This is a genomic window from Amaricoccus sp., from assembly GCF_036846665.1.
Taxonomy (GTDB): Bacteria; Pseudomonadota; Alphaproteobacteria; order Rhodobacterales; family Rhodobacteraceae; genus Amaricoccus.
This window is the reverse complement of sequence record NZ_DAIUBO010000007.1, coordinates 1-22,299: the sequence shown is the minus strand read 5'-3', so window position 1 is coordinate 22,299 and position 22,299 is coordinate 1. Positions and strand designations below refer to the sequence as shown.

The following is a 22,299-nucleotide window of genomic DNA, read 5'->3' as shown; positions in this document are numbered from 1 at the left end:
CGTATCACGCTCCGGCCGCGGCGCCGACCGGGAAGAGCCTGATGTCGAGCCAGCGCCCCGCGAGGTCGAGCGCGGCGCTTTCCGCGGCGTCGAGCAGCAATGCGTCGCGGCGTTCCAGCGCGAAGCGCGTCGCACCGACGCGCCCCGAAAGCGGGCCCTCCGCGGCGAGGACGAGGTGATGGCCGCCCGGGGCGATCGCGTCATGGGCTTCCGCCCAGCGCACGTCCGAGCGCCAGCGGTCGCGGCGCGTCATGACGTTGAGATCGACGATTGGTCCGTCCAGGAGCGTCGCCGTGCAGGGGATGTCGCCGGAAAAGGCGACGGGCGCCGCATCGACCGTGACCGGGGCCGCCCCGTCGAGCGCGAGCAGGATGCCCCTGCCCTCGATCACCGTCAGGACCCGGTCGATGCCTTCGAAGCGCGAGAACGGTCCCGGAGCGGTCACCGGTGCCATGGAAACACGCCAGTCGAACTCGGTTCCCGTTTCCGCCGGATACACGAGGATCTCCAGCGTCTCGCCGCCGCCGTTCCGCCAGGGCACGCGCCGGTACTGGCTCGCTCGAAGTATCTGCATGGTCCCTGCCCCCAACTGGTCCGACGGACATAGCCGATCACCCGGCCCCGAAATCAAGTCGAAACTGCCGCGGGCGACCTCCGGGCGCCGACCGTCGGAGGCCATGCCGTCGGCACTCGCTATGCGCGCGCTTTCGCTTCGGCTAGAGTGCCCGGAAACGGCAGGCGGAGGCAGCGAGGCAGCATGCGGGCGACACGACGGACCATCGTTCTCGGGATAGGCGCCGCGGCGCTTTCGGCCTGCGCCGGCCCCGCCCCAAAGCGGCAGGCGCCGGTGGAGGAGGTCATGCGGCCGGTCCCGAACGCCGGCTACGACGCCTGGGTCGCGGGCTTCCGGCCGCGCGCCACGGCGCAGGGCATCGCGCCCGCGACCTTCGACGCAGCCTTCGCCGGGGCGGGCTTCCTTCCCGGGGTGATCGAACGCGACCGCAACCAGACCGAATTCACCCGCAGCCTCGAGGATTACCTCGCCATCGCGGCGTCCGAGGAGCGGGTCGCGAACGGCCGCGCCGCGCTGCGGCAATACGGGCCGACGCTCGCCGCGATCGAGGCGCGCTACGGTGTCGAGCCGCAGGTCGTCGCCGCCGTCTGGGGCATGGAGAGCAGCTATGGCACGAGGCGCGGCAACGTCCCGGTGGTCTCCTCGCTCTCGACCCTCGCCTACGAGGGCCGCCGCGGCGCGTTCTTCGAGCAGCAGCTCGTCGCGGCGCTGCGCATCCTGCAGAACGGCGACGTGACGCCGGGGGCCATGACCGGGAGCTGGGCCGGCGCCATGGGCCACACCCAGTTCATCCCGACCTCCTATCTCGCCTATGCGGTCGATTTCACCGGCGACGGGCGGCGGGACATCTGGTCGGACGATCCCAGCGACGCGCTCGCCTCCACGGCGGCCTATCTGTCGCGCTCGGGCTGGCGGCATGGCCAGCCCTGGGGCGTCGAGGTCCGACTGCCGGCCGGCTTCAACACCGGCCAGACCGGACGCGGCACGCGACGAAGCCCGTCGGACTGGGCGGCGATGGGCGTGCGCGCCATGGACGGCCGCCCCGTCCCGGACCACGGGCCCGCCTCGGTCATCATTCCCATGGGGCCGAGCGGCCCCGCCTTCATGATCTTCGGCAATTTCACCGCGATCACGCGCTACAACAACGCCGAGAACTACGTGATCGGCATCGGGCACCTCTCGGACCGGCTCGCCGGGGGCCCGCCGATCCGCGCCAGCTTCCCGCCGGATGCGCAGGGCATGACCATCGCCGACCGACAGGAGCTGCAGCGTCGGCTGACCGCCGCGGGCTTCGACACCCAGGGCAGCGACGGCGTCATCGGTCCGAACACCCGCGCCGCGATCAGCGGCTACCAGAGTCGTGCCGGGCTGGCCGTGACCGGCGAGCCGTCGCTCGAGCTCCTGGCGCAGCTACGCTGATCCGATTGCGCGCGGCACCCCGCCCGCCCATGGCCCCGGGTTTTGCCGGGGCCGGGAGCGGAAGATCCGTGAGGCGCAGCGATGCGCCCCACGGAGCCGCGGGCCCTATTGGGCGAGGCAGCTGTCGACGTTGTCGCCCGTGCATTCGTCGAGGCCGGTGTAGATGATCGGATCGAGCGTCTTGCCCTCGATCAGTTCCATCATCACCGTGGGCGCGCGGTAGCCCATCTCGAAGGGTCGCTGGCCGACCTGGGCATGGCTGAGCCCGGCGCGCAGCGCATCCATCTGCGGCGGAAGCGTGTCGCCGGCGATGATGATGAGTTCCTTGGAATCCAGCTTGTCCTTCACCTGCTCGGTGACCTGGGCATAGGCCTGCGGCCCGAACTGCGCCCAGCCGCCGACGAGGATGAAGGCGTCCAGGTCCGGATTGGCGGTGAAGACATCCTGCATCTGCTGGTTGGCGAGATCGATCTGGTCATTGGTGAAGACCGGGCAGCCGTCGGCTTCCGTCCAGCCGTTCTGCCCCGTCAGCCTGTCGACCTGCTCGCCCGCGATGGTATCGCGGAAACCCGCCGCGCGGGCGTTGATGTTGTCGGCCGCGACGTTTCCGAGCTGCAGGCAGACGGTGCCGCCGTCCGGCTTGAGCTCCATCGCATGCTTGGCCATCAGCACGCCCATCTCGTAATTGTCGGTGCCGAGATAGGTGGCGCGAAGATCGCGGTCGGCCTCGACGAGGTCGGCGTCGATCGTCATGACCGGGATCGACGGCGCGACACGCCGGATGAGATTGCCCATTGCCGGCGCGTTCGAGGGCGAGATCGCGATCGCCTTCACATCGGGACGGTTGAGGAGATCCTCGACGATCTGCACTTCACCGGCTTCGTCGGCGCTGGAGGCCGGACCGGTATAGAGGCATTCGTATTCGGAATCGGCGTTCTCGCCCATCCACTTCTGGCAACCGAGGTTGATCTGTTCGAAGAACGGGTTGTCGAGCCCCTTGACCACGATGGCCAGCACGTCCTTGGCCTGCGCCGTGGTCGCGCCGGATACGAGTGCCGCCACTGCGGCCCCGGCTGCGAGCAGCATCTTCATCTTCATGGGTTTCCTCCACTATCGGGTGATTCTTTCTTGCGCCATCGGGCGAGGACCCGGATCGGTCGGCATCACCCGTATTCCGTCGCCGTCGGGGTCCCTGTTGCTAATATTATCAGTCATGCTACACTCCTGCCAAGCACTAGGTTCGGATAGCGGGTAATTAATTGCTCCATCGCCCATCGGTTCCGGGTAGGGACGCGGCGGCACGGGGACGGAGAACGGTTGGCGGGATACCCTCCTCGATGAGCGAACGTGAATGACGGCCTTTCAGATCATCGGGCTGAGCAAGCGCTTCGGCGCGATCGAGGCCCTGACCGACGTCTCGATGACGATCGAGCCGGGGGAGGTCGTCGGGCTGATGGGCGACAACGGCGCCGGCAAGTCGACACTGGTCAAGATGCTCGCCGGTAACTTCCCGCCGACGGCGGGCAGGATTCTGATCGACGGATCGGAGATGCATTTCCACGGGCCGATCGACGCCCGCACCAAGGGCATCGAGATCGTCTACCAGGATCTCGCGCTCTGCGACAATCTGACCGCGGCGGCGAACGTCTTTCTCGGGCGTGAGAAGCGGCGCCGGATCCTCGGGCCGATCAGCATCCTCGACCACGGCGCCATGAACGCCCGCGCCGGCGAATTGTTCGCGGAGATCAAGTCCGAGACGCGGCCGCGCGATCTCGTCCGCAGCATGTCGGGCGGCCAGCGCCAGGCGGTGGCGATCACGCGCACGCGGCTGAGCGAGCCGCGGATCGTGCTGATGGACGAGCCGACCGCGGCGATCTCGGTGCGGCAGGTGGCCGAGGTGCTCACCCTGATCCGCCATCTGCGCGACCAGGGGATCGCCGTGGTGCTGATCAGCCACCGCATGCCGGACGTCTTCGCCGTATGCGACCGCATCGTCGTGCTGCGCCGCGGCCGCAAAGTTGCGGACAAGCCGATCGCGCAGACCTCGCCGGAGGAAGTGACCGGCCTGATCACCGGCGCGATCGAGACCGCCTGATGCAGCCGATCGGCCAGGAAATTCGCGAGAGAGCCCCATGACAGCGAGTCTGGAAGACGCCATCGGCAAGCAGACCCATACCGGTCTTCTCGGACGACTCATGTCGCATCAGGTCTTCTGGGTCTTCCTCGCCGCGGTGCTCGGCAGCATCGCGCTGAGCCTGCTGACCGATACCTTCGCCACCGAGCGCAACCTCTTCAACGTGACGCGGAATTTCGCCTTCATCGGCATCATCGCCATCGGCATGACGGCAGTCATCATCACCGGCGGCATCGACCTCTCGGTGGGCTCGGTGGTGGTGCTCTCGGCGATGATCTGCGGCATGTCGATGGCGAGCGGGATGTCGATCTTCCTGGCGATCCCGCTCGCCCTGGGCGGGGCGCTGGTGGTGGGGCTCATCAACGGCCTGCTGATCGCGGTCATCGGCATTCCACCCTTCGTGGTCACCCTCGGCATGCTGTCGGTGGCGCGGTCCATCGCGATGGTGCTGAGCCAGAACAAGATGGTCTTCGAGTTCGGCCCGGACCAGGCCAAGCTGCTCTGGCTCGGCGGCGGCTCCAGTTTCGGAATTCCCAATCCGCTTCTGGTGCTGATCCTGCTCGCCCTCCTGACCGGGTTCCTGTTTCACTGGAGCCAGTGGGGCCGGCATGTCTTCGCCATCGGCGGCAACGAGCATGCCGCGATCCTGACCGGCATTCCGGTCGCGCGCACGAAGATCACGGTCTACATGTTCGCCTCGCTGCTCGCCGGGATCACCGGGGTTCTGGAGGTCGGCTGGCTCGGCGGCGTCACCACCAACCTCGGTCAGGGCATGGAGCTCAACGTCATCGCCGCCGCGGTGATCGGCGGCGCCAATCTCGCCGGCGGCGTCGGCACCGCCTTCGGGGCGGTGGTCGGCGCCTTCCTGATCGAGGTCATCCGCAACAGCCTCATCCTCTTGGGGATCTCGACCTTCTGGCAGGGCGCCTTCATCGGGAGTTTCATCATCGTCGCCGTGACCTTCGACCGGTTGCGCAAGACCTGAGGGCGGCCGGGGGCAAGCCATGCGGATATCACGGCCATCCGGGCGCCGGCCTCGCCGGCAGCCGGCATGGGATGCCTAGTTGTGCAGCACCATGCAGTCTCCGCCGACCGACCTGAGCCGGTCGCAGAGGGATTCGGCCTCGGCGCGGCTGGACCGACCGACCTGGGCGTAATGCAGCGCGCGCGGCATGCCGGGCCGACGGCCGCGGGTGTAGCTGACCGGCTCGCCGCGCAGGACCGCGGAATGGCGGTTCCGGAGGCGCGCGACCTGCCGCTCGACCCCGTCCCGGTCACGGTTCGAGGCGAGGATCACGCCCCAGGGCAGGACCGGCGGGCCCGAGCGGAATTCGCGCAACCGGCGGTTCTCGGCGAGCGTGACGCAGGCCGACTGGAAAGCCACCTCCTTGTCGAGCGCGACATCGAGCGTGGCGGGGGGCGCGTCGCGCCAGGTCTCGACGGAATGGCCGGTGATCGCCTGGACATAGGCGCGGGTCTCCGCCGGCAATCCGCCGCCAGCCGAAAGGTAGCGCTCGACCCGCGCCTCCCCGCCGTTGTAGGCGGCGGCCGCGAGGCCGGGATTGCCGTAGGTGCGGCTGAGTTCGGCGAGATATTCCGCCGAAGCGGCGAGCGCTTCCGCGGGGTTGAAGGCGTCACGCAGGCCGCGCAGCTTCGCGGTTCCCGGCATGAACTGGGCGATCCCCTGCGCACCCGCCGGGCTGACCGCACCCGCATCGAAGAGGCTCTCCTTCCAGATCAGGCGCGCGAAGAAATTCACCTCCACGCCGCTTGCGCGCGCCACCGCCTCGATCGTCCGGCAGACATCGGGAACGTAGCTCGCCAGCGCGATGCAATGGCTGCCGTCCCCGGTGCAGCGCCGCTCGGGCGAAGGTGCGGTCCGCGCCCGGGGCATGGGAGCGACGCTGGCGAGGATCAGCGCGTCCCTCCCGGGATCCGGGCTCGGTTCGGCGCGCGGGGCATCCTGCGGCGCGGTGCCCGCGCCGGCCGTCGCGGCGGGACCGGCCGCTACGGCGAGACCGACCGCCAATGCCCCGAAAAACCTGCAAAACCCCATCGCCATGGGGGCGGAGACTAGCGGATCGCGGCCGGTTTCGCCAGCATCCCAGCTCGCGATCTTCATACATGATTAACCAGGGCCGGGGCGCGTCAGCCGGGATACCAGATGCGCCGCGGGTCGTCGGGCGCCCGCTCATAGGCCCAGGCCGCCTCGACCAGACGCTCCATGTCGTAGTCCGGACGCCAGCCGAGCGCGAATTTCGCCGCCGTATTGTCCATCCAGTTGGAGCGATAGGCGCTCGGGATGTCGATGGCGCCGAGACCGCGGCTGCGCGCCAGATAGCTGGCGAGCGCGCCGTAATCCACCGGCTCGTCCATGCAGATGTTGAAGAGCCGCTGCGCCGCCCCGGGCGAGTCGAGCGCGGCGAGGATGGCGGAAGTGAGGTCGTCCACATGGACGAAATTCCGCTTCAGCGGCGCGCCCTCGGCGTCGAGCAGCCGCGGCACGGTTCCCTCCGCCCGGCATCGCGCCGCCACCGCGTCAGACACGAGGTCCTTCCAGACCGGCCCGCCGAAGACGTCGTCGCCAAAGCTCAGCGTAAAACGGAAGTCGTCCTTTTCCATGATCCAGGGCGCGCGCAGGCAGGTCCAGTCGATCCCGTACTGGATGCCGAACTGCGCCAGCATGACCTCCTCCAGCACCTTGGAGAGCGCGTAGCAGCCCGGATAGGCCATGTGCGGCGTGCGTTCGGTCAGCGGCCCGTCGTGGGCGTAGTAGAAATGCCCGACACCGGCATCGCCGCCGATCAGCAGGAACCGCTGCGCCGTCGGGCTGTCGCGGAAGGCTTCGAGCAGCCAGAAGAGGCCCTTCACCGTCACGTCCATGACGAGTTCGGGCATTTCCTTGCAGGTCGCCAGATGCACGACATGGCTGACCCCGGCGATGGCGCGTTCGGCGGTCTCGCGGTCGGCGATGCTGCCCCGGACGACCTCGACCCGCTCGCCCTCCGGCAGCGTCCGGTTGTGGCAGAGCGCGCGGATGCGGGCGTGCCGCCATTCCGGGTCCACGAGCAGTCGGTCGATCAGCCGCCGGCCGACCTTGCCGGTGGGCCCGGTGACCAGGATCCGCATCGTCCCCTCCTCAGTTTCGCGGGCGCGGCGGCGCGACCGATTCGCGATCGACCAGGGTGCATTCCACCTTGACCTGCGGCTGCCGGCCCTCGGCGCGGATCTGGCCGTCGATCAGCACCTCGGCGGCCTGGACGCCCATCTCCGAATGCGGCAGCACCACGGTGGTCAGCGGCGGGCGCATGAACTGGGCGATCTCGCGGTCGTCGTAGCCCACCACCGAGACATCCTGCGGGATGCGCAGGCCCCGTTCCTTGAGCGCGTCATAGACGCCGACCGCCATCATGTCGTTGGCCACGAAGATCGCCGTCGGCGGGTCCGGCAGGTCCATCAGCGTCACCGTGTGCTGGTAGCCGGTCGGCGGCTCCCAGTTGCCGGGCAGCACCAGCGCGGGATCGAACAGGATGTCGCGCTCGGCCAGCGCCCGGCGATAGCCCTTGAGCCGGTCGCGCGACGGATCGGTCCAGGACTGGCCGGCGATATGGCCGATGCGGCGGTGGCCGGCCCGCAGCAGGTGCAGCGTGGCGACATAGCCGCCGAGCAGCTCGCCCGGCACCACCGAGGCGAGGCTGTGGTTCTGCACGAAGCAGTTCAGCAGCACGGTCGGGATGCGGTAGAGCTGCGGCAGCGGCCGGATGTGGCGGGTCAGGATCGTGGCATAAACAAGCCCGGCCAGGGGCTGGCGCAGGAGCTGGCCCAGCAGCGCCTCCTCGAGTTCGCGGTCGCTGTGGCTGACGCAGGCGGTGACGGTCAGGCCGTGCTCCCAGGCCTTCTCGCGCACGGCGTCGAGCTGCATGGCGCACCAGGGATCGGTGGAGATCTCGTCGGAGAGAAAGCCGATGACGCTGGAGCCCACCCGGTCTGGCTGGGCGGGGCCGCGGCGGGTGAGCGTATAGCCGAGGTCGCGCGCCGCCTCGCGCACCCGGCTCCGGGTCGAGGCCGAGAGCCGTGCGCCCTGGCTGTTGTTGAGCACGAGCGAGACCGTGGTCTGCGACACCCCTGCCCGCGCCGCGACGTCGATCATGGTCGGCGGCCGCGCGGCTTCGGCGGCATCGTCGCCCCCTGGGTTCGCGACCGTCTTTCTGCCACCCTTCATTCCGGCCCTCGCACAGGCTCCTGTTTGGGACGGCCGAGCGGAATGCGCGACTTCGCCGCCCGGCGTCCATTCGTATTATCATCATTAACAAGTTGAAATGTCCATGCTTATTCCATGTTGCCTAGAATCGGCGAGTGATATTAGCATGGCCGGGTGGCCGCGGCCTCCGGGACCGCGGCTCGCGGCGCTCCGCTGTGGGGCGCTCGGAAAGAAAACGGGAGGAAAATCAATGCAACGCAACCTGATCGCCGGCGTCGCCGTGGTGCTGGCAATGGCCGGCGCCGTCCAGGCGCAGGAGAAGCCGCAGCTCGCCTTCGTCGTGAACGGCGCCTCGGATTTCTGGAAGCTGGCCGAGGCCGGGGTCGCCAAGGCGCAGGGCGAGTTGCCCGGCTACGAGCTGCAGTTCCGCTATCCGGCCCAGGCCACCGCCGCGCTGCAGAACGCGCTGATGGACGATCTCGTCGCCGCCGGCACCGACGCGATCATGATCTCCTCGGCCGATCCCAAGACCTCGATCGACGCCTTCAACCGGATCGCCGCGCAGATCCCGCTCTTCACCACCGACAGCGACGCGCCCGACAGCGACCGCATCGCCTATGTCGGCTCGTCGAACACCGAGGCCGGCGTGCAGGCGGGCGAGATCGCCAAGAAGGCGCTGCCGGACGGCGGCCAGTGCATGGGCTTCGTCGGCCTGCTCGGCGCGGACAACGCGGTCGAGCGGATCGCCGGCTTCCGTCAGGCCGTGGAAGGCACCGGGATCGAGCTGGTCGATGTGCGCGGCGACGACATCGACCAGACCAAGGCGCGGGCGAATGTCGACGACGTGCTCGCGGCGAACCCGGACATCACCTGCATGGTGGGCTTCTATTCCTACAACCCGCCGCGGATCTACGAGGCGCTTCAGGCGGCCGGCAAGCTCGGCGAGATCACCGTCATCGCCTTCGACGAGGATCCGATCACGCTCGGCGCCGTGCGCTCGGGCGAATTCGCCGGCACCGTGGTGCAGCAGCCCTTCGAATGGGGCTACCAGGGCATGCTGCTGATGGCGAAATACCTGGAGGGTGACAGCTCGATGGTCCCCGAGGACGGGCTGATCATCATCCCCACCAAGATCATCGACCAGTCGAATGTCGACGCCTTCGAGGAGGACCTCAAGGCGAAGATCGCCAGCGTGGGCTGATCCCGCCTGCCGGGCCGGCCTACGCGCGCCGGCCCGCCCGCCGCGGGACCACCGAATGACCGAACCCTTCCTCGAGCTCCTGAACATCGGCAAGCGATACCCGGGCGTCGTCGCGCTCGACGATGTCAGCCTTTCGGTGGCGCCGGGGGAGGTGATCGGCCTCGTCGGCGAGAACGGCGCGGGCAAGTCGACGCTGATGAAGGTGCTGGGCGGGGTCGCGCAGCCCTCCGCCGGCACGATCCGGGTCGACGGCACGGACCGGGCGGCCATGACCGTGGCCGAGGCCATCGCCGCCGGCATTGCCTTCGTGCACCAGGAGCTGAACCTCTTCGAGAATCTAGACGCCGCCGCAAATGTCTTCATCGGCCGCGAGCCCCTGAAGGCCGGCCCGCTGCGGCTGGTCGACCGCGCGCGCCTCGCCGCGGCGGCGGCGCCGCTCTTCGAGCGGCTGGGGGCGGATTTCGCACCTGCGACCCCTGTCGCGTCGCTCTCCATCGCCCAGCGGCAGCTGGTGGAAATCGCCAAGGCGCTGTCGCTCGACTCGCGCCTCGTGATCATGGACGAGCCGACCTCGAGCCTGACCCTCACCGAGACCGACCGGCTGCTCGCGGTGATCGGGGATCTGCGGGCGGCCGGGGTCAGCATCATCTTCATCTCGCACCGGCTCAACGAGGTCACGGCCTGCAGCGACCAGGTCATGGTGCTGCGCGACGGCAGGAAGGTCGCGGAACTGGCCAAGGCCGAGATCTCGCCCGAGGCTATGGTCCGGCACATGATCGGCCGCGACCTGAAGTCGGTCTATCGGCCGCCGCAGGCGGCGCCCGGCGCGCCGATCCTGGAGATCCGGGGCGCGCGCACGCCGGCGCATCCCGATCCCGGCGTCGACATCGCCGTGCGGCGCGGGGAGATCCTCGGCCTCGCCGGGCTGATCGGCGCAGGACGCACCGAACTCGCCCGCGCGGTCTTCGGCATCGAGCCGCTGACGGCAGGCGTCGTCCGGCTGGACGGCCGCGACCTCGCGATCCGCTCGCCGTGCGACGCCATCGCCCAGGGCCTCTACCTGGTTCCCGAGGACCGCAAGGGCAGCGGCGTCGTGCTGGACCTCGCCATCGCGCAGAACATCTCTCTGCCCCGCCTCGCCGATCTCGCGCATCGCGGGCTGGTCGACCGGGCCGCCGAGACCGCGCTCGCCGAGGATCAGGCCGAGCGGCTGCGGATCCGGGCGCCCGGCGTGAATGTCCCGGTGGGATCGCTGTCGGGCGGGAACCAGCAGAAGGTCGTGCTGGCGAAATGGCTGTCGATGTCGCCCAAGGCGATCATCTTCGACGAGCCGACCCGGGGCATCGACGTGGGCGCGAAGCGGGAGATCTACGATATGCTGCGGGCGCTCGCCGATTCCGGGGTCGCGATCCTGATGATCTCGAGCGACATGGAGGAGGTCATCGGCGTGAGCGACCGGATCGCGGTGATGCACGAGGGCCGGATCAGCGGAACGCTGGCCCGGCCAGATTTTTCCGAGGCGGCCGTGCTGCGGCTCGCGGTCGGGCATCTGCAATAGGGATCCGCGATCATGCAGAAGAAGGATCTCGGGCTCCTGGTGCTGATCCTCGCGGTCGGCGCGGTCGTGGCGATCATCAACCCGCGGTTCCTCTCGCCAATCAACCTCGCCAATACCGCGAACCTCGTCGGCCTCTTCGGCATCTTCGCGATTGGCCAGGGCTTCGTGATCATCACCGGCGGGATCGAGCTCTCGGTAGGTTCGGTGATCGCGCTCCTGGGCGTGCTCTTCATCGACCTGATCGTGACCCATGCGATGCCTTGGCCCTTCGCCTTCCTGCTGATGCTCGCGGGTGGCGTGCTGATCGGGCTGGCGCACGGGCTCCTGGTCACCCGCATGAACATGCAGCCCTTCATCGTCACGCTCTGCGGCCTGCTGATCTATCGCGGCGTCGCGCGGTTCTATACCGCCGATGCCACCGCCGGCTTCGGCTTCGGCGTCAGCTTTCCGACGCTCGAATGGCTCGCGACCGGGCGCAGCTTCGGGGTGCCGCATTCGTTTCTCGCCATGCTCGCCATCACGGCGGTGATGTGGGTCGTGCTGCACCGCTCGGTCTACGGGCGGCATCTCTACGCGGTCGGGAAGAACGAGGAGGCGGCGCGCTATTCCGGCGTGCCGACGGGTCGGGTGATCGTCACGGCCTATGTGATCTGCGGCGTGCTGACGGCGATCGCGGCGATCTTCTTCGCCATGTACACCCGCTCGATCTCGCCGGCATCCCACGGCGGTTTCTACGAGCTCTACGCCATCGCCGCCGCGGTACTGGGCGGCTTCTCGCTGCGCGGCGGCGAGGGGTCGATCATCGGCGTGGTCCTCGGGGCGGTGCTCCTGCAGGTGCTGCAGAACCTCGTGAACCTGCTCGGCATCCCCAGTTCGCTCAATTTCGCGGTGATGGGATCGGTGATCCTGATCGGCGTGCTGGTCGACCAGCAGTTCGGCGAATACCGCCGGCGGCGCGCGGCGCAGCAGCGGCAGTGAGCCGCGGCCGGCCCGCCGGTCGGACGTCCCTCACAACCGGTCGCGCAGCGCGTACCAGCTCATTGCCAGCGCGAGCAGCGGGGCGCGCAGGAACGCGCCGCCGGGAAAGCTCCGCTGCGGCAGATCGGCCAGAACGTCAAAGCGTTCCGCCGTGCCCTGCACCGCCTCGGCGACGAGCTTGCCCGCCAGCGTCGCCATCGCGACGCCGTGGCCGGAATATCCCGCCGCCGAGAACACCTGGGACCCGAGCCGCTGGAATGCCGGCATCCGGTTGACCGTGATCGCCAGCGTGCCGCCCCAGGCATAGTCGATCGGCACCTCGGCGAGCGCGGGATAGATCGCCGCCAGCCGCGGCCGCACCAGCGCGGCGATGTCGCGCGGGAAGCGGTAGCCATAGGTCTCGCCGCCGCCGAAGAGCAGCCGGTGGTCGCGCGACTGTCGGAAGTAATTGACCACGAAGCGCGAATCCGCGACGCCCATGTTCTCGCGGATCAGCGGCACAGCACCCAGCGGGGCCGTCGCCACGATGAAATTGTTGATCGGCATCACCCGCGCGGCGACCTCCGGGACGAGATCGCCGAGATAGCCGTTGCCGGCCAGCACCGCGAACCGCGCCCGCACCGCCCCTCGCGCCGTCTCGAGCTTCGGGCTCGCGCCGCCCTCGAGCCGCGTCACCCGGCTGCGCTCGTGGATGCGCGCCCCGGCCAGCGCCGCGGCCCGCGCCAGTCCGAGCGCGAAGTTCAGCGGATGCAGATGCGCCGCGCCGCGGTCGCGGATGCCGCCGTGATAGGCATCGCTGCCCACGGCCTCGCGGACAGCGGCCCTGTCCAGCGCCTCGGCCGCGTCATAGCCGTAGTCGCGCCGGAGCTTCTCCGCGCTCGCGTGAAACGCCGGCACATGGGCCGCCTTGTGCGCCGCATAGATGATGCCCGGCGTGAGATCGCAAGCGATGCGATGCCGCGCCACCCGCGTGCGCACGAGTGCCTTGGCCTCCTCGGCCATGTCCCAGAAGACGCGCGCGCGGCCGCGGCCGGCGGTCTTCTCGATCCATTCCTGGTCCTGGCGCTGCCCGCTGCCCAGCTGGCCGCCGTTGCGCCCCGAGGCGCCCCAGCCGACCCGGTTCGCCTCCAGCAGCACCACGGAGAAGCCCGCCTCGGCGAGATGCAGCGCCGCGGAAAGCCCGGTATAGCCGCCGCCGACGATGCAGACATCCGCCGAGGTCTCGCCGGCGAGCGGTTCGAATCCGCCGGGCGGGCTGGCCGTCGCGGCGTACCAGCTCGCGGCATGCTCGCCGGGCGTGTCGTTCGCCGTCAGCAGATCGAGATGCCCGGCGAGCATTCCGCCGTCAGACGTTCAGGAGCAGATGATCCCGCTCCCAGGGCGAGATCACCTGCAGGAAGGTCTCCACCTCGTCGCGCTTGATCGCCTTGTAGAGCGTGCAGAAATCCGCGCCGAGCACCTCGGTGATCTCCGGGCAGTTCTCGAAGAGATCGAGGGCCGAGAGCAGGTCCCGCGGCAGGGCGCGCGGCCGGTGATAGGCCTCTCCCGCCACCGCCTCGCGCGGCATGATCGCGTTCTTCATGCCGAGATAGCCGCAGGCGAGGCTCGCGGCCAGCGCCAGATAGGGGTTGCAGTCCATGCCGACCACGCGATTCTCCACCCGCCTTGCCGCGGGCCCGCTGATCGGCACGCGGATCCCGGTGGTGCGGTTGTCGGGCCCCCATTCGAGATTGATCGGCGCCGCGCCCCCGGGCACGAAGCGGCGATAGCTGTTGACGTAGGGCGCGAACATGCAGACCACCGTCGGCATGTGCCGCTGCATCCCGCCGATGAAGGCGCGGAAGTGCTCGGTGGCCGAGCCGTCCTCCGCCGTGAAGACATTCGTGCCGCTGCGCATGTCGACGACCGAATGGTGGATATGCATCGCCGAGCCCGGCTCGTGCTGCATCGGCTTGGCCATGAAGGTGGCGAAGCAATTGTTCCGGAGCGCGGCCTCGCGGATCGTGCGCTTGAAGAAGAACACCTGGTCGGCGAGCGCGACGGGATCGCCGTGCAGGAAGTTGATCTCCACCTGTCCGGCGCCACCCTCCTGGATGATGGTGTCGAGCTCGAAGCCCTGCGCCTCGGCGAATTCGTAGATGTCGTCGATCACCTTGCCGTATTCGTCGACGGCCGACATGGAATAGGCCTGACGCGAGACCATCTGCCGGCCGGTGCGCCCGAGCGGCGGCTCGATCGGCTCGTTGGGGTTGAGGTTGGGCTTGATGAGATAGAATTCCATCTCCGGCGCCACCACCGGCGCCCAGCCCTCCGCCGCATAGAGCGCGACCACCCGCTTCAGCACGTTGCGCGGCGAGACCTTGACCGGCTCGCCGGCGAGGTTCTCGACGTTGTGGATCACCTGCAGCGTGATGTCGTCGGCCCAGGGCGCCGCAGTGCCCGTGGAATAGTCGGGCTTGAGCACCATGTCGCTCTCGGTCCACTGGAAGGCGTCGTGCATCTCGACGTAGTCGCCGGCGATCGTCTGGTGGAAGATCGAGGTCGGCAGGAACATCCGGTCCTCGCGCGCGAACTTGGAGAAGGGCATCGCCTTGCCGCGCGAGATGCCGGCGATGTCGGGCACGATGCACTCGACTTCCTCGATGCGCCGGTCGCCGAGCCAGTCGCGAAAGTGATCGGGCAGGCGCTGGATGCTTTCGCGGGTCGAGGGGGGCGGCATGGAGGTCTCCTAGAGATGGCCGACATCGACCCGCGCGGCCCCCGCCTTCTCGGCGAGGACGCAGAGCCAGTCATGGGCCAGATGCGCGGCGGCGAGCGCGGTGATCTCGGCATGGTCGAAGGGCGGCGAGACCTCGACGACATCCATGCCCACCAGATCGAGCGGGCGCAGTCCCCGCACCAGTTCCAGCGCCTGCCAGCTCGCAAGCCCGCCGGGCACCGGCGTGCCGGTCCCCGGTGCGAAGGCCGGATCGAGCGCGTCGATGTCGAAGGAGAGATAGACCGGCCTGCCCGCGGCGCGGCGGCAGGCGACATCGAGCGCCGTGCCGATGCCGTTGCGATGGACCCAGGGCGCCGTGAGCACCTCGAGCCCTTCGGTCGTGTCATGGAACGTGCGGATGCCGATCTGCGTCGAGGCGCCGGGATCGACCAGTCCCTCGCGGATCGCCCGGCCCATCATTGTGCCGTGGTCGAGCCGGCCCGGATCGTCCGGCCAGAGATCGCCATGGGCATCGACCTGGATGAGCGCGAGCGGACCGTGGCGTTCCGCATGGGCCCTGAGGAGCGGCCAGCTCACGAAATGGTCGCCGCCTAAGGTCAGGAGCCGCGCGCCCGCGGCGAGAATCTCGCTTGCCTGCGCCTCGATGTCGCGCGCGACGGTCTCGGGATGATGCGGATCGATCCAGCAATCGCCGAAATCGACGACCGACAGGGATTCCAGCAGATCGAAGCCGAAGGGAAAGGCCTTGAGTTCGGCGAGCTGGACCGAGGCCGCCCGGATCGCCCGCGGCCCCAGCCGGCAGCCCGGGCGATAGGTGACCGCGGCATCGTAGGGCACGCCCATCACCGCCACGTCGACGCCCGCGAGATCGCGGCTGTAGCGCCGGCGCAGGAAGGACAGCGCCCCGCCGTAGGTCATCTCCGGAAGGCGCTCCCGGCTCTGTCCGAGACGGAAGGCGGAATCGCCGCGCGCCTCACCCATTGCGCGCGCTCCGGCGCATGTACCAGGTGGCGAGGCCGACCGCGATCGCCACCACGACGATGATGATCGTGGCCAGCGCATTGATGTCGGGCGAGACGCCGAGGCGCACCTTGGAGAAGATCACCATCGGCAGCGTCGAGGCCCCCGGGCCGGTCACGAAGCTCGCCACCACGAGATCGTCGAGCGACAGCGTGAAGGCGAGCAGCCACCCGGCCACCAGCGCCGGCGCGATCACCGGGATGGTGATGTCGAAGAAGACCCGGACCGGACGCGCGCCGAGATCCATCGCCGCTTCCTCCAGATCCCGGTCGAGCCCGGCGAGCCGCGACTGCACCACCACCGCCACATAGGCCATGCAGAAGGTGACATGCGCGATGATGATCGTCGTCTTGCCGCGTCCCGCCGGCCAGCCGATCAGCTGCTCCATCGAGACGAAGAGCAGCAGGAGCGACAGGCCGGTGATCACCTCGGGCATCACCAGGGGCGCCGTGGACATGCCGGTCAGGAGCGCCCTGCCCCGGAACCGCCCGAACCGGACCAGCACATAGGCCGCGAGCGTGCCGAGGATCACCGCGAGCGTCGCCGTGACGAAGGCCACCTGGAAGCTGATCCAGGCCGAGCCGAGGATCTGCGGGTCGCGGAAGAGCTCGCCATACCATTTGGTCGAGAACCCGCCCCAGACCGTCACCAGCTTGCTCTCGTTGAAGCTGAAGATGATCAGCGACAGGATCGGCGCATAGAGAAAGATGAACCCCAGCACGCAGAAGATGCGCAGCAATCCGCCCGCCTTCACGTCGTCTCTCCCTTGTCGGCCTGCACGCTGCGCAGGATCATGATCGGGACGACCAGGACGATCAGCATCGCGATCGCCACGGCGCTCGCCACCGGCCAGTCGCGGTTGGAGAAGAACTCGTTCCAGAGCACCCGGCCGATCATCAGCGTGTCGGGCCCGCCCAGCAGTTCGGGGATCACGAATTCGCCGATCGCGGGCACGAAGACCAGCATGAAGCCGGCGATGATGCCCGGCATCGAGAGCGGCAGCGTGATGTGGAAGAAGGTGACGAGCGGCCGCCCCCCGAGATCCGCGGAAGCCTCGAGCAGGCTCTCGTCGAGCTTCACCAGATTGGCATAGAGCGGCAGGATCATGAAGGGCAGGTAGGTATAGACGATGCCGAGATAGACCGCGAAATCGGTCTGCAGCATCACCAGCGGCTGGTCGATGATCCCGGTCCAGAGCAGGAAGTTGTTGATGACCCCGTTCGAGCGCAGGAAGCCCTGCCAAGCGTAGACGCGCAGCAGGAACGAGGTCCAGAACGGCAGGATCACCAGCGTGAGCAGCAGCGAGCGCCGCGGCTCGGGCGAGCGGGCGATGTAATAGGCCATCGGATAGCCGACGAGCAGCGCGATGACCGCGGAGACGAAGGCCACCTTGATGGAGAAGATATAGGCGTTGAGATAGAGCGGGTCGCTGAGCAGATAGGCGAAGTTCTCGAAGTTCAGCGTCAAGAGCGCCCGTGCCCCGTCCCATTCCACCAGCGGCAGGTAGGGCGGCATGGCGATCGCCGGCTCGCTCAGGCTGATCTTGGCGACCACCAGGAACGGGATCAGGAAGAAGACCAGCAGCCAGAGAAACGGCACGGCGACCACGAGGACGCGCCCGCCGAGCCCCAGCCGGCGCAGAACCGCCGCGGTCCAGCGGAACGGCGGGAAACGCTCGATCGCCCCGGTCATCGGGTCAGCACCACGCCGGCGGTGTCGTCCCAGGCGATCCAGACCTTTTCGTCCCAGGTGAGCGCCTCGTCGTCGTAGCGGGAGAGATTCGCCCGCGTCGCGCGCACCAGAACCCCGTTCGCGAGCCGGATGCGGAAGATCGAGAGATTGCCGAGATAGGCGACCTCGTCGATGACGCCCTCGAAGGCGTTGCGCCGGCTTTCCGGCCGTTCGCGGCTCAGCCGCACCTTCTCGGGACGGATCGCGTACCAGACCTGCTGGTTCACCGTGCAGCTCACCCCGTGGCCGACATGGATGCTGCCCCCGAGATCCGGCGCCGCGATCTCGACATAATCCGGCTTGTCCTCGGTGACCCGGCCCTCGAAGAGGTTCACCGAGCCGATGAAATCGGCGACGAAGCGCGACCCCGGATGCTCGTAGATCTCGGAGGGTTCGCCGACCTGGACGATGACCCCCTCGTTCATCACGCCGATCCGGGTGGAGAGCGTCATCGCTTCTTCCTGGTCGTGGGTCACGACGATGAAGGTGACGCCGAGCGTCTCCTGGATTTTGACCAGCTCGAACTGCGTCTCCTCGCGGAGCTTCTTGTCGAGCGCGCCCAGCGGCTCGTCGAGCAGCAGGAGCTTCGGCCGCTTGACCAGGCTGCGGGCCAGGGCCACCCGCTGCCGCTGGCCGCCCGAGAGCTGATGCGGCTTGCGCCCGGCGAACTGGCTGAGCTGCACCATCTTCAGCATGTCCGTTGCCCGGTCGTGGGCCTCCGCGCGGCCGATGCCGTCGCGCTGCAGCCCGTAGGCGACGTTCTTCTCGACACTCATGTGCGGGAAGAGCGCGTAGGACTGGAACATCATGTTGGTCGGCCGCTCGTAGGGCGCCTTGCCGGCCATGTCCTGCCCGTCGATCTCGATGCGCCCCGAGGAGGGCGTCTCGAAGCCCGCAAGCATGCGCAGAAGCGTCGACTTGCCGCAGCCCGACCCCCCCAGCAGGCAGAAGAGCTCGCCCTTGAAGATGTCGAGGCTCACGTCCTCGACGGCGGTGAAATCCCCGAAACGCTTGGTGATCTTCTGGATGCGGACGAAGGGCGGTTCCGAACCGCCGGCCCAGGGTTTTCTCAGAGCAACCGGCACGGTCTCGTTCATGGGCGTTCCGAAGCTCCAGACGGCGCTACCCGCCGCGGGCCGCATCGGCGGCGGATTTCCGCGTCGAGCTTATTGTCCGGCGCGCATCCGTGTCCAGAGGCGCGCCAGGCTCCGCTGCGTCGCCGCATCATAGAGTGCCGCGGGAAACAATGCGTCGAGCACCTCGCCGGGCGGATAGATCTCGGCATTCTCCCGGATCGCCTCGTCGACATAGGGCTGCGACGCCGTCACCGCATTGGGGAAATAGACGTAGTTCGTGATCCCGGCCATGATCTCGGGCCGCAGCACGAAGTCGATGAAGGCATGGGCCGCATCCGGGTTCGGGGCCTCGGCCGGGATCGCCATCATGTCGAACCATTGCTGCGCCCCTTCCTTCGGGATCGCATAGCCGATCTGCACGCCATTGCCCGCCGCTTCCGCCCGCTCGGCAGCCATGAAGACATCACCCGACCAGCCAAAGGAGAGGCAGACAGATCCACTTGCCAGATCCTCGATGTAGCGTGCGGAATTGAAGTCGCGCACGAAGGGACGGATGGCGTCCAGCGCCTCCTCCGCCCGCGCGAGGTCATCGGGACCCGGCGCGGCGGGATCGAGGCCGAGATACTTCAGCACCGCCGGAAGCACCTCCACAGGGGAATCGAGCATGGTGATGCCGCAATCGGCGAGTTTGGCGGCATAATGCGGGTCGAAGATCAGCGACCAGCTGTCGACCGGCGCATCCGGACCCAGTCGCCGCCGGACCTCGTCGACATTGTACCCGAGGCCCGTCGTGCCCCAGAGATAGATGGCCGCATGGGCGTTGCCCGGGTCGTAGGCAGCGGCCTTGGCCATCTGACCGGGGTCGAGATTGCGCCAATTGGGGATCCTGTCGCGGTCGAGCGGCATGAAGACGTCGTTCTTGATTGCGCGCCGCAGGAAATCCGAGGACGGAACGACGATGTCGGCCCCGGAAACCCCCGTGAGCAGCGACAGTTCGAGTTCCTCCATCGAATCGTAGGTGGTGTAGATCACGTCGATGCCGGTGGCGGCTTCGAAAGCCGCGATCGTGTCGTCCGCGATGTAGTTTGACCAGTTGAACACGCGCAGGACGCCCCCGGCCGCTGCGGGCGCACCCGCCGCCAGCGCCAGCACGAGAAGCGCGATCCCCTTAGGTCGCATATGCGGTTCTCCATTCCGAACCGGCAGGCATCCGCCGGGGGCCGTCGTCACGGCCCCCGGGAATGTGGCGCATAACGCGCAGATGCGCAACCTAAAGTAGAACTACTGTCCCGTCTTGACCTGGGTCCAGAGCCGTGTCGTCAGCCGGTCGGTGCGGGCGTCCTTGGCCAGCGTCGGCCAGAGCTTGGCCCGGACCTCCTGGTCCGGATAGACCGCCGGGTCGCCGGTGATCTCGGGATCGATCAGATCCGTCGAGGCCGCATTGGCATTGGCATAGAACACGTAATTGGTGATGTCGGCGGAGATCTGCGGCTCCATCACGAAATTCATGAAGGCATGCGCCGCCTCGGGGTTCGGCGCATCCGCCGGGATCGCCATCATGTCGAACCATTGCTGGCCGCCCTCCTTCGGGATGGAATAGCCGATCTCGATGCCATTGCCGGCCTCGACCGCACGATCCGCCGCGATGAAGATGTCGCCGGAGAATCCGACCGATACACAGACCTCGCCATTCGCGAGATCGGAGATGTACTGCGAGGAACTGAAGTAGCGCACATAGGGCCGAATGCCGAGAAGCAGATCCTTCGCCTGCTCCAGTTCGTCGGCGTCATTGGAATTGGGATCGAAGCCGAGATAGTTCAGCGCCGTCTCCAGCATGTCGGTCTTGGAATCGAGCAGCGTCAGGCCGCAATCCGCAAGCTTCGCGGCGATCTCGGGATCGAAGATCATCGACCAGCTGTCGACCGTCACATCCTCGCCCAGCCGCTCGCGAACCTTCTCGACATTGTAGCCGATGCCGACCGTGCCCCACATGTAGATGACGGCATGCTCGTTTCCCGGATCATAGGCCGCGGCGCGCTCCATAAGGTCGGGATCCATGTTCGCGAGGTTCGGCAGAAGGTCCTTGTTCAGCGGCTGATAGACCCCGGCGCCGATCTGGCGCTGCAGGAAGGACGAGGTCGGGACCACGAGATCGTAGCCCGAGGAACCGGCGAGCAGCTTCGCTTCCAGCACCTCGTTGGAATCGTAGACGTCGTAGACGACCTTGACCCCGGTCTCGGCCTCGAACTTGGCGATGGTGTCCTCGGCGATGTAGTCGGACCAGTTGTAGATGTGCAGTTCGCCCTCGGCGGCAAGCGCCGGGGCGGCCGCCAGCCCGAGGGCCAGCGCAAGTTGCGTCCTGATCTTCATGGTCTTCATCCTCTCCTGTTGTTGTGCCGACGTCCGGCGTCAGACGCCCAGCCGGTCGCGGAGCATGTACCACCACGATCCGACCATGGAATAGGGAACGGCGAAACGGCGCCCCCCGGGGAAGGGAATCCACGGCACCGCGGCGAAGACGTCGAACCGCGACCGGTCCCCGTCCACCGCCTGGGCCAGGATGCGTCCGAAGAGATGGCTCCCGACCACGCCATGGCCGCTGTAGCCTTGGGCGAAATAGCTCCGCGCCCCGAGCCGCCCCATCTGCGGCACCCGGCTGAAGGAAATCGCGCAATTGCCCGACCAGGCGAAGTCAACGCCCACGCCTGCGAGACCCGGAAAGATCCTGCCCAGCGCCGGCAGGAGCTTGGCCTTGATGTCCGCGGGATCGGTGCCGCCATAGACCGTGCCGCCCCCGAAGAGCAGCCGCCTATCGGCCGAGAGCCGGTAGTAGTCGAGCACGTAGCGCATGTCCTCCACGCACATGTCGCTCGGAAGGATCTCCGCGGCGCGCGCGCCGAGCGGCTCGGTCGCGATCATCTGCGTGGAGAAGGGCATGATCCGATCTTCGAGCTCGGGCACCAGATGGCCGAGATAGGCATTGCCGCCGAGGATCAGCGCCTCCGGCCGGACCGAGCCGCGGGCGGTGCGCACGACGGGGCTTCCCGCCACGTCCTCGATGGCGGTCACCATGCTCGCCTCGTGGATCACGCCACCGAGGCGCTCGAAGGCCGCCGCCTCGCCGAGCGCGAGGTTCAGCGGATGCATGTGGCCGCCGCTCCGGTCGAGCATGCCCCCGAGATAGGCGTCGCTGCCCAGATGCCGGCGCAGGGCCGCGCGGTCGAGCATCTCGAAATTGTCGTGACCGTGCCGGCGCCAGAGCGCCTGCTTGGCCTCGAGGTCCTTCATCTGCCGCGCGGTGAAGGCCGTGAAGATGTTGCCGTCCTTGAGGTCGCAGGCGATGGCGTATCTCGCGACCCGCTCCCGGATCAGCGCGCCGCCTTCCTGCACCACCTTCCCGACGAAATCCGCGGTCTCCCGGCCATAGCGCGCCGTGATCGTCTCGAGGCTCGCATTCAGCCCGTTGACGATCTGCCCGCCGTTGCGGCCCGATGCGCCCCAGCCGATGCGCGCGCCTTCGAGCAGAACGACCTTGTGGCCGCGCTCGGCCAGCTCGATCCCCGCCGAAAGCCCGGTGAAGCCGCCCCCGACGATGCAGACCTCCGCCGCGACGTCGCCTTCGAGCGGCGGGCGCTCCGGCGCGGGATTGGCCGAAGCCGCGTAATAGCTGGCCGGATAGGCGCCGGTT

20 protein-coding genes are annotated in these 22,299 nt (G+C 68.2%); 6 read left to right on the top strand and 14 right to left on the bottom strand.

The features are described 5' to 3' along the window. Positions 1 to 4: 4 nt before the first annotated feature. A complete protein-coding gene (locus tag V7050_RS01505) occupies positions 5 to 574 on the bottom strand; it encodes a HutD/Ves family protein (RefSeq protein ID WP_324366149.1) in 570 nt (189 codons plus the stop codon). Between the two features lie 183 nt (positions 575 to 757). On the opposite strand from V7050_RS01505, the gene V7050_RS01500 reads away from it, so the two are divergent. Continuing rightward, positions 758 to 1,993 carry a lytic murein transglycosylase gene (locus tag V7050_RS01500; RefSeq protein WP_324366147.1) on the top strand — a complete coding sequence of 412 codons (1,236 nt, stop codon included), beginning with the start codon at positions 758 to 760 and terminating at the stop codon, positions 1,991 to 1,993. Positions 1,994 to 2,098: 105 nt separating this feature from the next. Here V7050_RS01500 and V7050_RS01495 read toward each other — a convergent pair whose 3' ends face one another. After that, complete coding sequence (locus tag V7050_RS01495; RefSeq protein ID WP_324366145.1) at positions 2,099 to 3,091, bottom strand: substrate-binding domain-containing protein; 993 nt, start codon at positions 3,089 to 3,091, stop codon at positions 2,099 to 2,101. Between the two features lie 253 nt (positions 3,092 to 3,344). Here V7050_RS01495 and V7050_RS01490 point away from each other — a divergent pair, with 253 nt between their 5' ends. After that, positions 3,345 to 4,088, top strand: coding sequence for an ATP-binding cassette domain-containing protein (locus V7050_RS01490; RefSeq protein ID WP_324366143.1), 744 nt, complete (start codon positions 3,345 to 3,347; stop codon positions 4,086 to 4,088). Between the two features lie 37 nt (positions 4,089 to 4,125). Beyond that, entirely contained in the window at positions 4,126 to 5,112 is a 987-nt protein-coding gene (locus V7050_RS01485) for an ABC transporter permease (protein WP_324366140.1), read from the top strand. Between the two features lie 75 nt (positions 5,113 to 5,187). Here V7050_RS01485 and V7050_RS01480 read toward each other — a convergent pair whose 3' ends face one another. The 3 genes from V7050_RS01480 to V7050_RS01470 form a co-directional block, all read right to left on the bottom strand. Then, positions 5,188 to 6,021: a lytic transglycosylase domain-containing protein gene (locus V7050_RS01480; protein WP_324374088.1), complete on the bottom strand. Its 834-nt coding sequence runs from the start codon at positions 6,019 to 6,021 to the stop codon at positions 5,188 to 5,190. A gap of 254 nt (positions 6,022 to 6,275) precedes the next feature. Continuing rightward, a complete protein-coding gene (locus tag V7050_RS01475; protein WP_324367588.1) occupies positions 6,276 to 7,256 on the bottom strand; it encodes an NAD-dependent epimerase/dehydratase family protein in 981 nt (326 codons plus the stop codon). Positions 7,257 to 7,266: 10 nt separating this feature from the next. Next, entirely contained in the window at positions 7,267 to 8,349 is a 1,083-nt protein-coding gene (locus tag V7050_RS01470) for a LacI family DNA-binding transcriptional regulator (protein ID WP_324367586.1), read from the bottom strand. A 229-nt stretch (positions 8,350 to 8,578) separates the two neighbouring features. Here V7050_RS01470 and V7050_RS01465 point away from each other — a divergent pair, with 229 nt between their 5' ends. The 3 genes from V7050_RS01465 to V7050_RS01455 are packed head-to-tail and all read left to right on the top strand — an operon-like array spanning position 8,579 to position 12,065. Continuing rightward, positions 8,579 to 9,529, top strand: a complete 951-nt coding sequence (locus V7050_RS01465) for a sugar-binding protein (RefSeq protein ID WP_324367585.1) — start codon at positions 8,579 to 8,581, stop codon at positions 9,527 to 9,529. Between the two features lie 55 nt (positions 9,530 to 9,584). Further along, positions 9,585 to 11,087 (top strand): sugar ABC transporter ATP-binding protein, encoded by a 1,503-nt coding sequence (locus tag V7050_RS01460; RefSeq protein WP_324374090.1) that lies wholly within the window; start codon positions 9,585 to 9,587, stop codon positions 11,085 to 11,087. Between the two features lie 12 nt (positions 11,088 to 11,099). Further along, complete coding sequence (locus tag V7050_RS01455) at positions 11,100 to 12,065, top strand: ABC transporter permease (protein ID WP_324367583.1); 966 nt, start codon at positions 11,100 to 11,102, stop codon at positions 12,063 to 12,065. 30 nt (positions 12,066 to 12,095) lie between these two features. Here the strand turns inward: V7050_RS01455 and V7050_RS01450 are convergent, their stop codons facing one another. The 9 genes from V7050_RS01450 to V7050_RS01410 form a co-directional block, all read right to left on the bottom strand. Next, positions 12,096 to 13,403, bottom strand: coding sequence for an NAD(P)/FAD-dependent oxidoreductase (locus tag V7050_RS01450; protein WP_324367581.1), 1,308 nt, complete (start codon positions 13,401 to 13,403; stop codon positions 12,096 to 12,098). Between the two features lie 7 nt (positions 13,404 to 13,410). After that, positions 13,411 to 14,784 carry a glutamine synthetase family protein gene (locus V7050_RS01445; protein ID WP_324367579.1) on the bottom strand — a complete coding sequence of 458 codons (1,374 nt, stop codon included), beginning with the start codon at positions 14,782 to 14,784 and terminating at the stop codon, positions 13,411 to 13,413. Positions 14,785 to 14,793: 9 nt separating this feature from the next. Then, positions 14,794 to 15,765, bottom strand: a complete 972-nt coding sequence (speB, locus tag V7050_RS01440; RefSeq protein ID WP_324367577.1) for an agmatinase — start codon at positions 15,763 to 15,765, stop codon at positions 14,794 to 14,796. Then, positions 15,758 to 16,558, bottom strand: coding sequence for an ABC transporter permease subunit (locus V7050_RS01435; protein ID WP_324367575.1), 801 nt, complete (start codon positions 16,556 to 16,558; stop codon positions 15,758 to 15,760). The genes speB and V7050_RS01435 overlap by 8 nt, the downstream gene beginning before the upstream one ends. Next, positions 16,555 to 17,496: an ABC transporter permease subunit gene (locus tag V7050_RS01430; protein WP_324367573.1), complete on the bottom strand. Its 942-nt coding sequence runs from the start codon at positions 17,494 to 17,496 to the stop codon at positions 16,555 to 16,557. The genes V7050_RS01435 and V7050_RS01430 overlap by 4 nt, the downstream gene beginning before the upstream one ends. Next, positions 17,493 to 18,632: an ABC transporter ATP-binding protein gene (locus V7050_RS01425; RefSeq protein ID WP_324367571.1), complete on the bottom strand. Its 1,140-nt coding sequence runs from the start codon at positions 18,630 to 18,632 to the stop codon at positions 17,493 to 17,495. The genes V7050_RS01430 and V7050_RS01425 overlap by 4 nt, the downstream gene beginning before the upstream one ends. A 69-nt stretch (positions 18,633 to 18,701) precedes the next feature. Further along, positions 18,702 to 19,790: a polyamine ABC transporter substrate-binding protein gene (locus V7050_RS01420; protein WP_324367569.1), complete on the bottom strand. Its 1,089-nt coding sequence runs from the start codon at positions 19,788 to 19,790 to the stop codon at positions 18,702 to 18,704. A 102-nt stretch (positions 19,791 to 19,892) separates the two neighbouring features. Next, the gene (locus tag V7050_RS01415) at positions 19,893 to 20,981 is read right to left on the bottom strand and encodes a polyamine ABC transporter substrate-binding protein (RefSeq protein WP_324367567.1); all 1,089 of its coding nucleotides are present in this window, start codon (positions 20,979 to 20,981) and stop codon (positions 19,893 to 19,895) included. A 39-nt stretch (positions 20,982 to 21,020) separates the two neighbouring features. Next, positions 21,021 to 22,299 (bottom strand): NAD(P)/FAD-dependent oxidoreductase (locus V7050_RS01410; RefSeq protein WP_324410189.1); only part of this gene is annotated, 1,279 nt, incomplete at its 5' end.

Excerpts from the sequence above, each read along its gene's own strand:
- V7050_RS01505 (WP_324366149.1), bottom strand. The coding sequence starts at position 574 with ATGCAGATACTTCGAGCGAGCCAGTACCGGCGCGTGCCCTGGCGGAAC.
- V7050_RS01500 (WP_324366147.1), top strand. The coding sequence starts at position 758 with ATGCGGGCGACACGACGGACCATCGTTCTCGGGATAGGCGCCGCGGCG.
- V7050_RS01495 (WP_324366145.1), bottom strand. The coding sequence starts at position 3,091 with ATGAAGATGAAGATGCTGCTCGCAGCCGGGGCCGCAGTGGCGGCACTC.
- V7050_RS01490 (WP_324366143.1), top strand. The coding sequence starts at position 3,345 with ATGACGGCCTTTCAGATCATCGGGCTGAGCAAGCGCTTCGGCGCGATC.
- V7050_RS01485 (WP_324366140.1), top strand. The coding sequence starts at position 4,126 with ATGACAGCGAGTCTGGAAGACGCCATCGGCAAGCAGACCCATACCGGT.
- V7050_RS01480 (WP_324374088.1), bottom strand. The coding sequence starts at position 6,021 with ATGCCCCGGGCGCGGACCGCACCTTCGCCCGAGCGGCGCTGCACCGGG.
- V7050_RS01475 (WP_324367588.1), bottom strand. The coding sequence starts at position 7,256 with ATGCGGATCCTGGTCACCGGGCCCACCGGCAAGGTCGGCCGGCGGCTG.
- V7050_RS01470 (WP_324367586.1), bottom strand. The coding sequence starts at position 8,349 with ATGAAGGGTGGCAGAAAGACGGTCGCGAACCCAGGGGGCGACGATGCC.
- V7050_RS01465 (WP_324367585.1), top strand. The coding sequence starts at position 8,579 with ATGCAACGCAACCTGATCGCCGGCGTCGCCGTGGTGCTGGCAATGGCC.
- V7050_RS01460 (WP_324374090.1), top strand. The coding sequence starts at position 9,585 with ATGACCGAACCCTTCCTCGAGCTCCTGAACATCGGCAAGCGATACCCG.
- V7050_RS01455 (WP_324367583.1), top strand. The coding sequence starts at position 11,100 with ATGCAGAAGAAGGATCTCGGGCTCCTGGTGCTGATCCTCGCGGTCGGC.
- V7050_RS01450 (WP_324367581.1), bottom strand. The coding sequence starts at position 13,403 with ATGCTCGCCGGGCATCTCGATCTGCTGACGGCGAACGACACGCCCGGC.
- V7050_RS01445 (WP_324367579.1), bottom strand. The coding sequence starts at position 14,784 with ATGCCGCCCCCCTCGACCCGCGAAAGCATCCAGCGCCTGCCCGATCAC.
- speB (WP_324367577.1), bottom strand. The coding sequence starts at position 15,765 with ATGGGTGAGGCGCGCGGCGATTCCGCCTTCCGTCTCGGACAGAGCCGG.
- V7050_RS01430 (WP_324367573.1), bottom strand. The coding sequence starts at position 17,496 with ATGACCGGGGCGATCGAGCGTTTCCCGCCGTTCCGCTGGACCGCGGCG.
- V7050_RS01425 (WP_324367571.1), bottom strand. The coding sequence starts at position 18,632 with ATGAACGAGACCGTGCCGGTTGCTCTGAGAAAACCCTGGGCCGGCGGT.
- V7050_RS01420 (WP_324367569.1), bottom strand. The coding sequence starts at position 19,790 with ATGCGACCTAAGGGGATCGCGCTTCTCGTGCTGGCGCTGGCGGCGGGT.
- V7050_RS01415 (WP_324367567.1), bottom strand. The coding sequence starts at position 20,981 with ATGAAGATCAGGACGCAACTTGCGCTGGCCCTCGGGCTGGCGGCCGCC.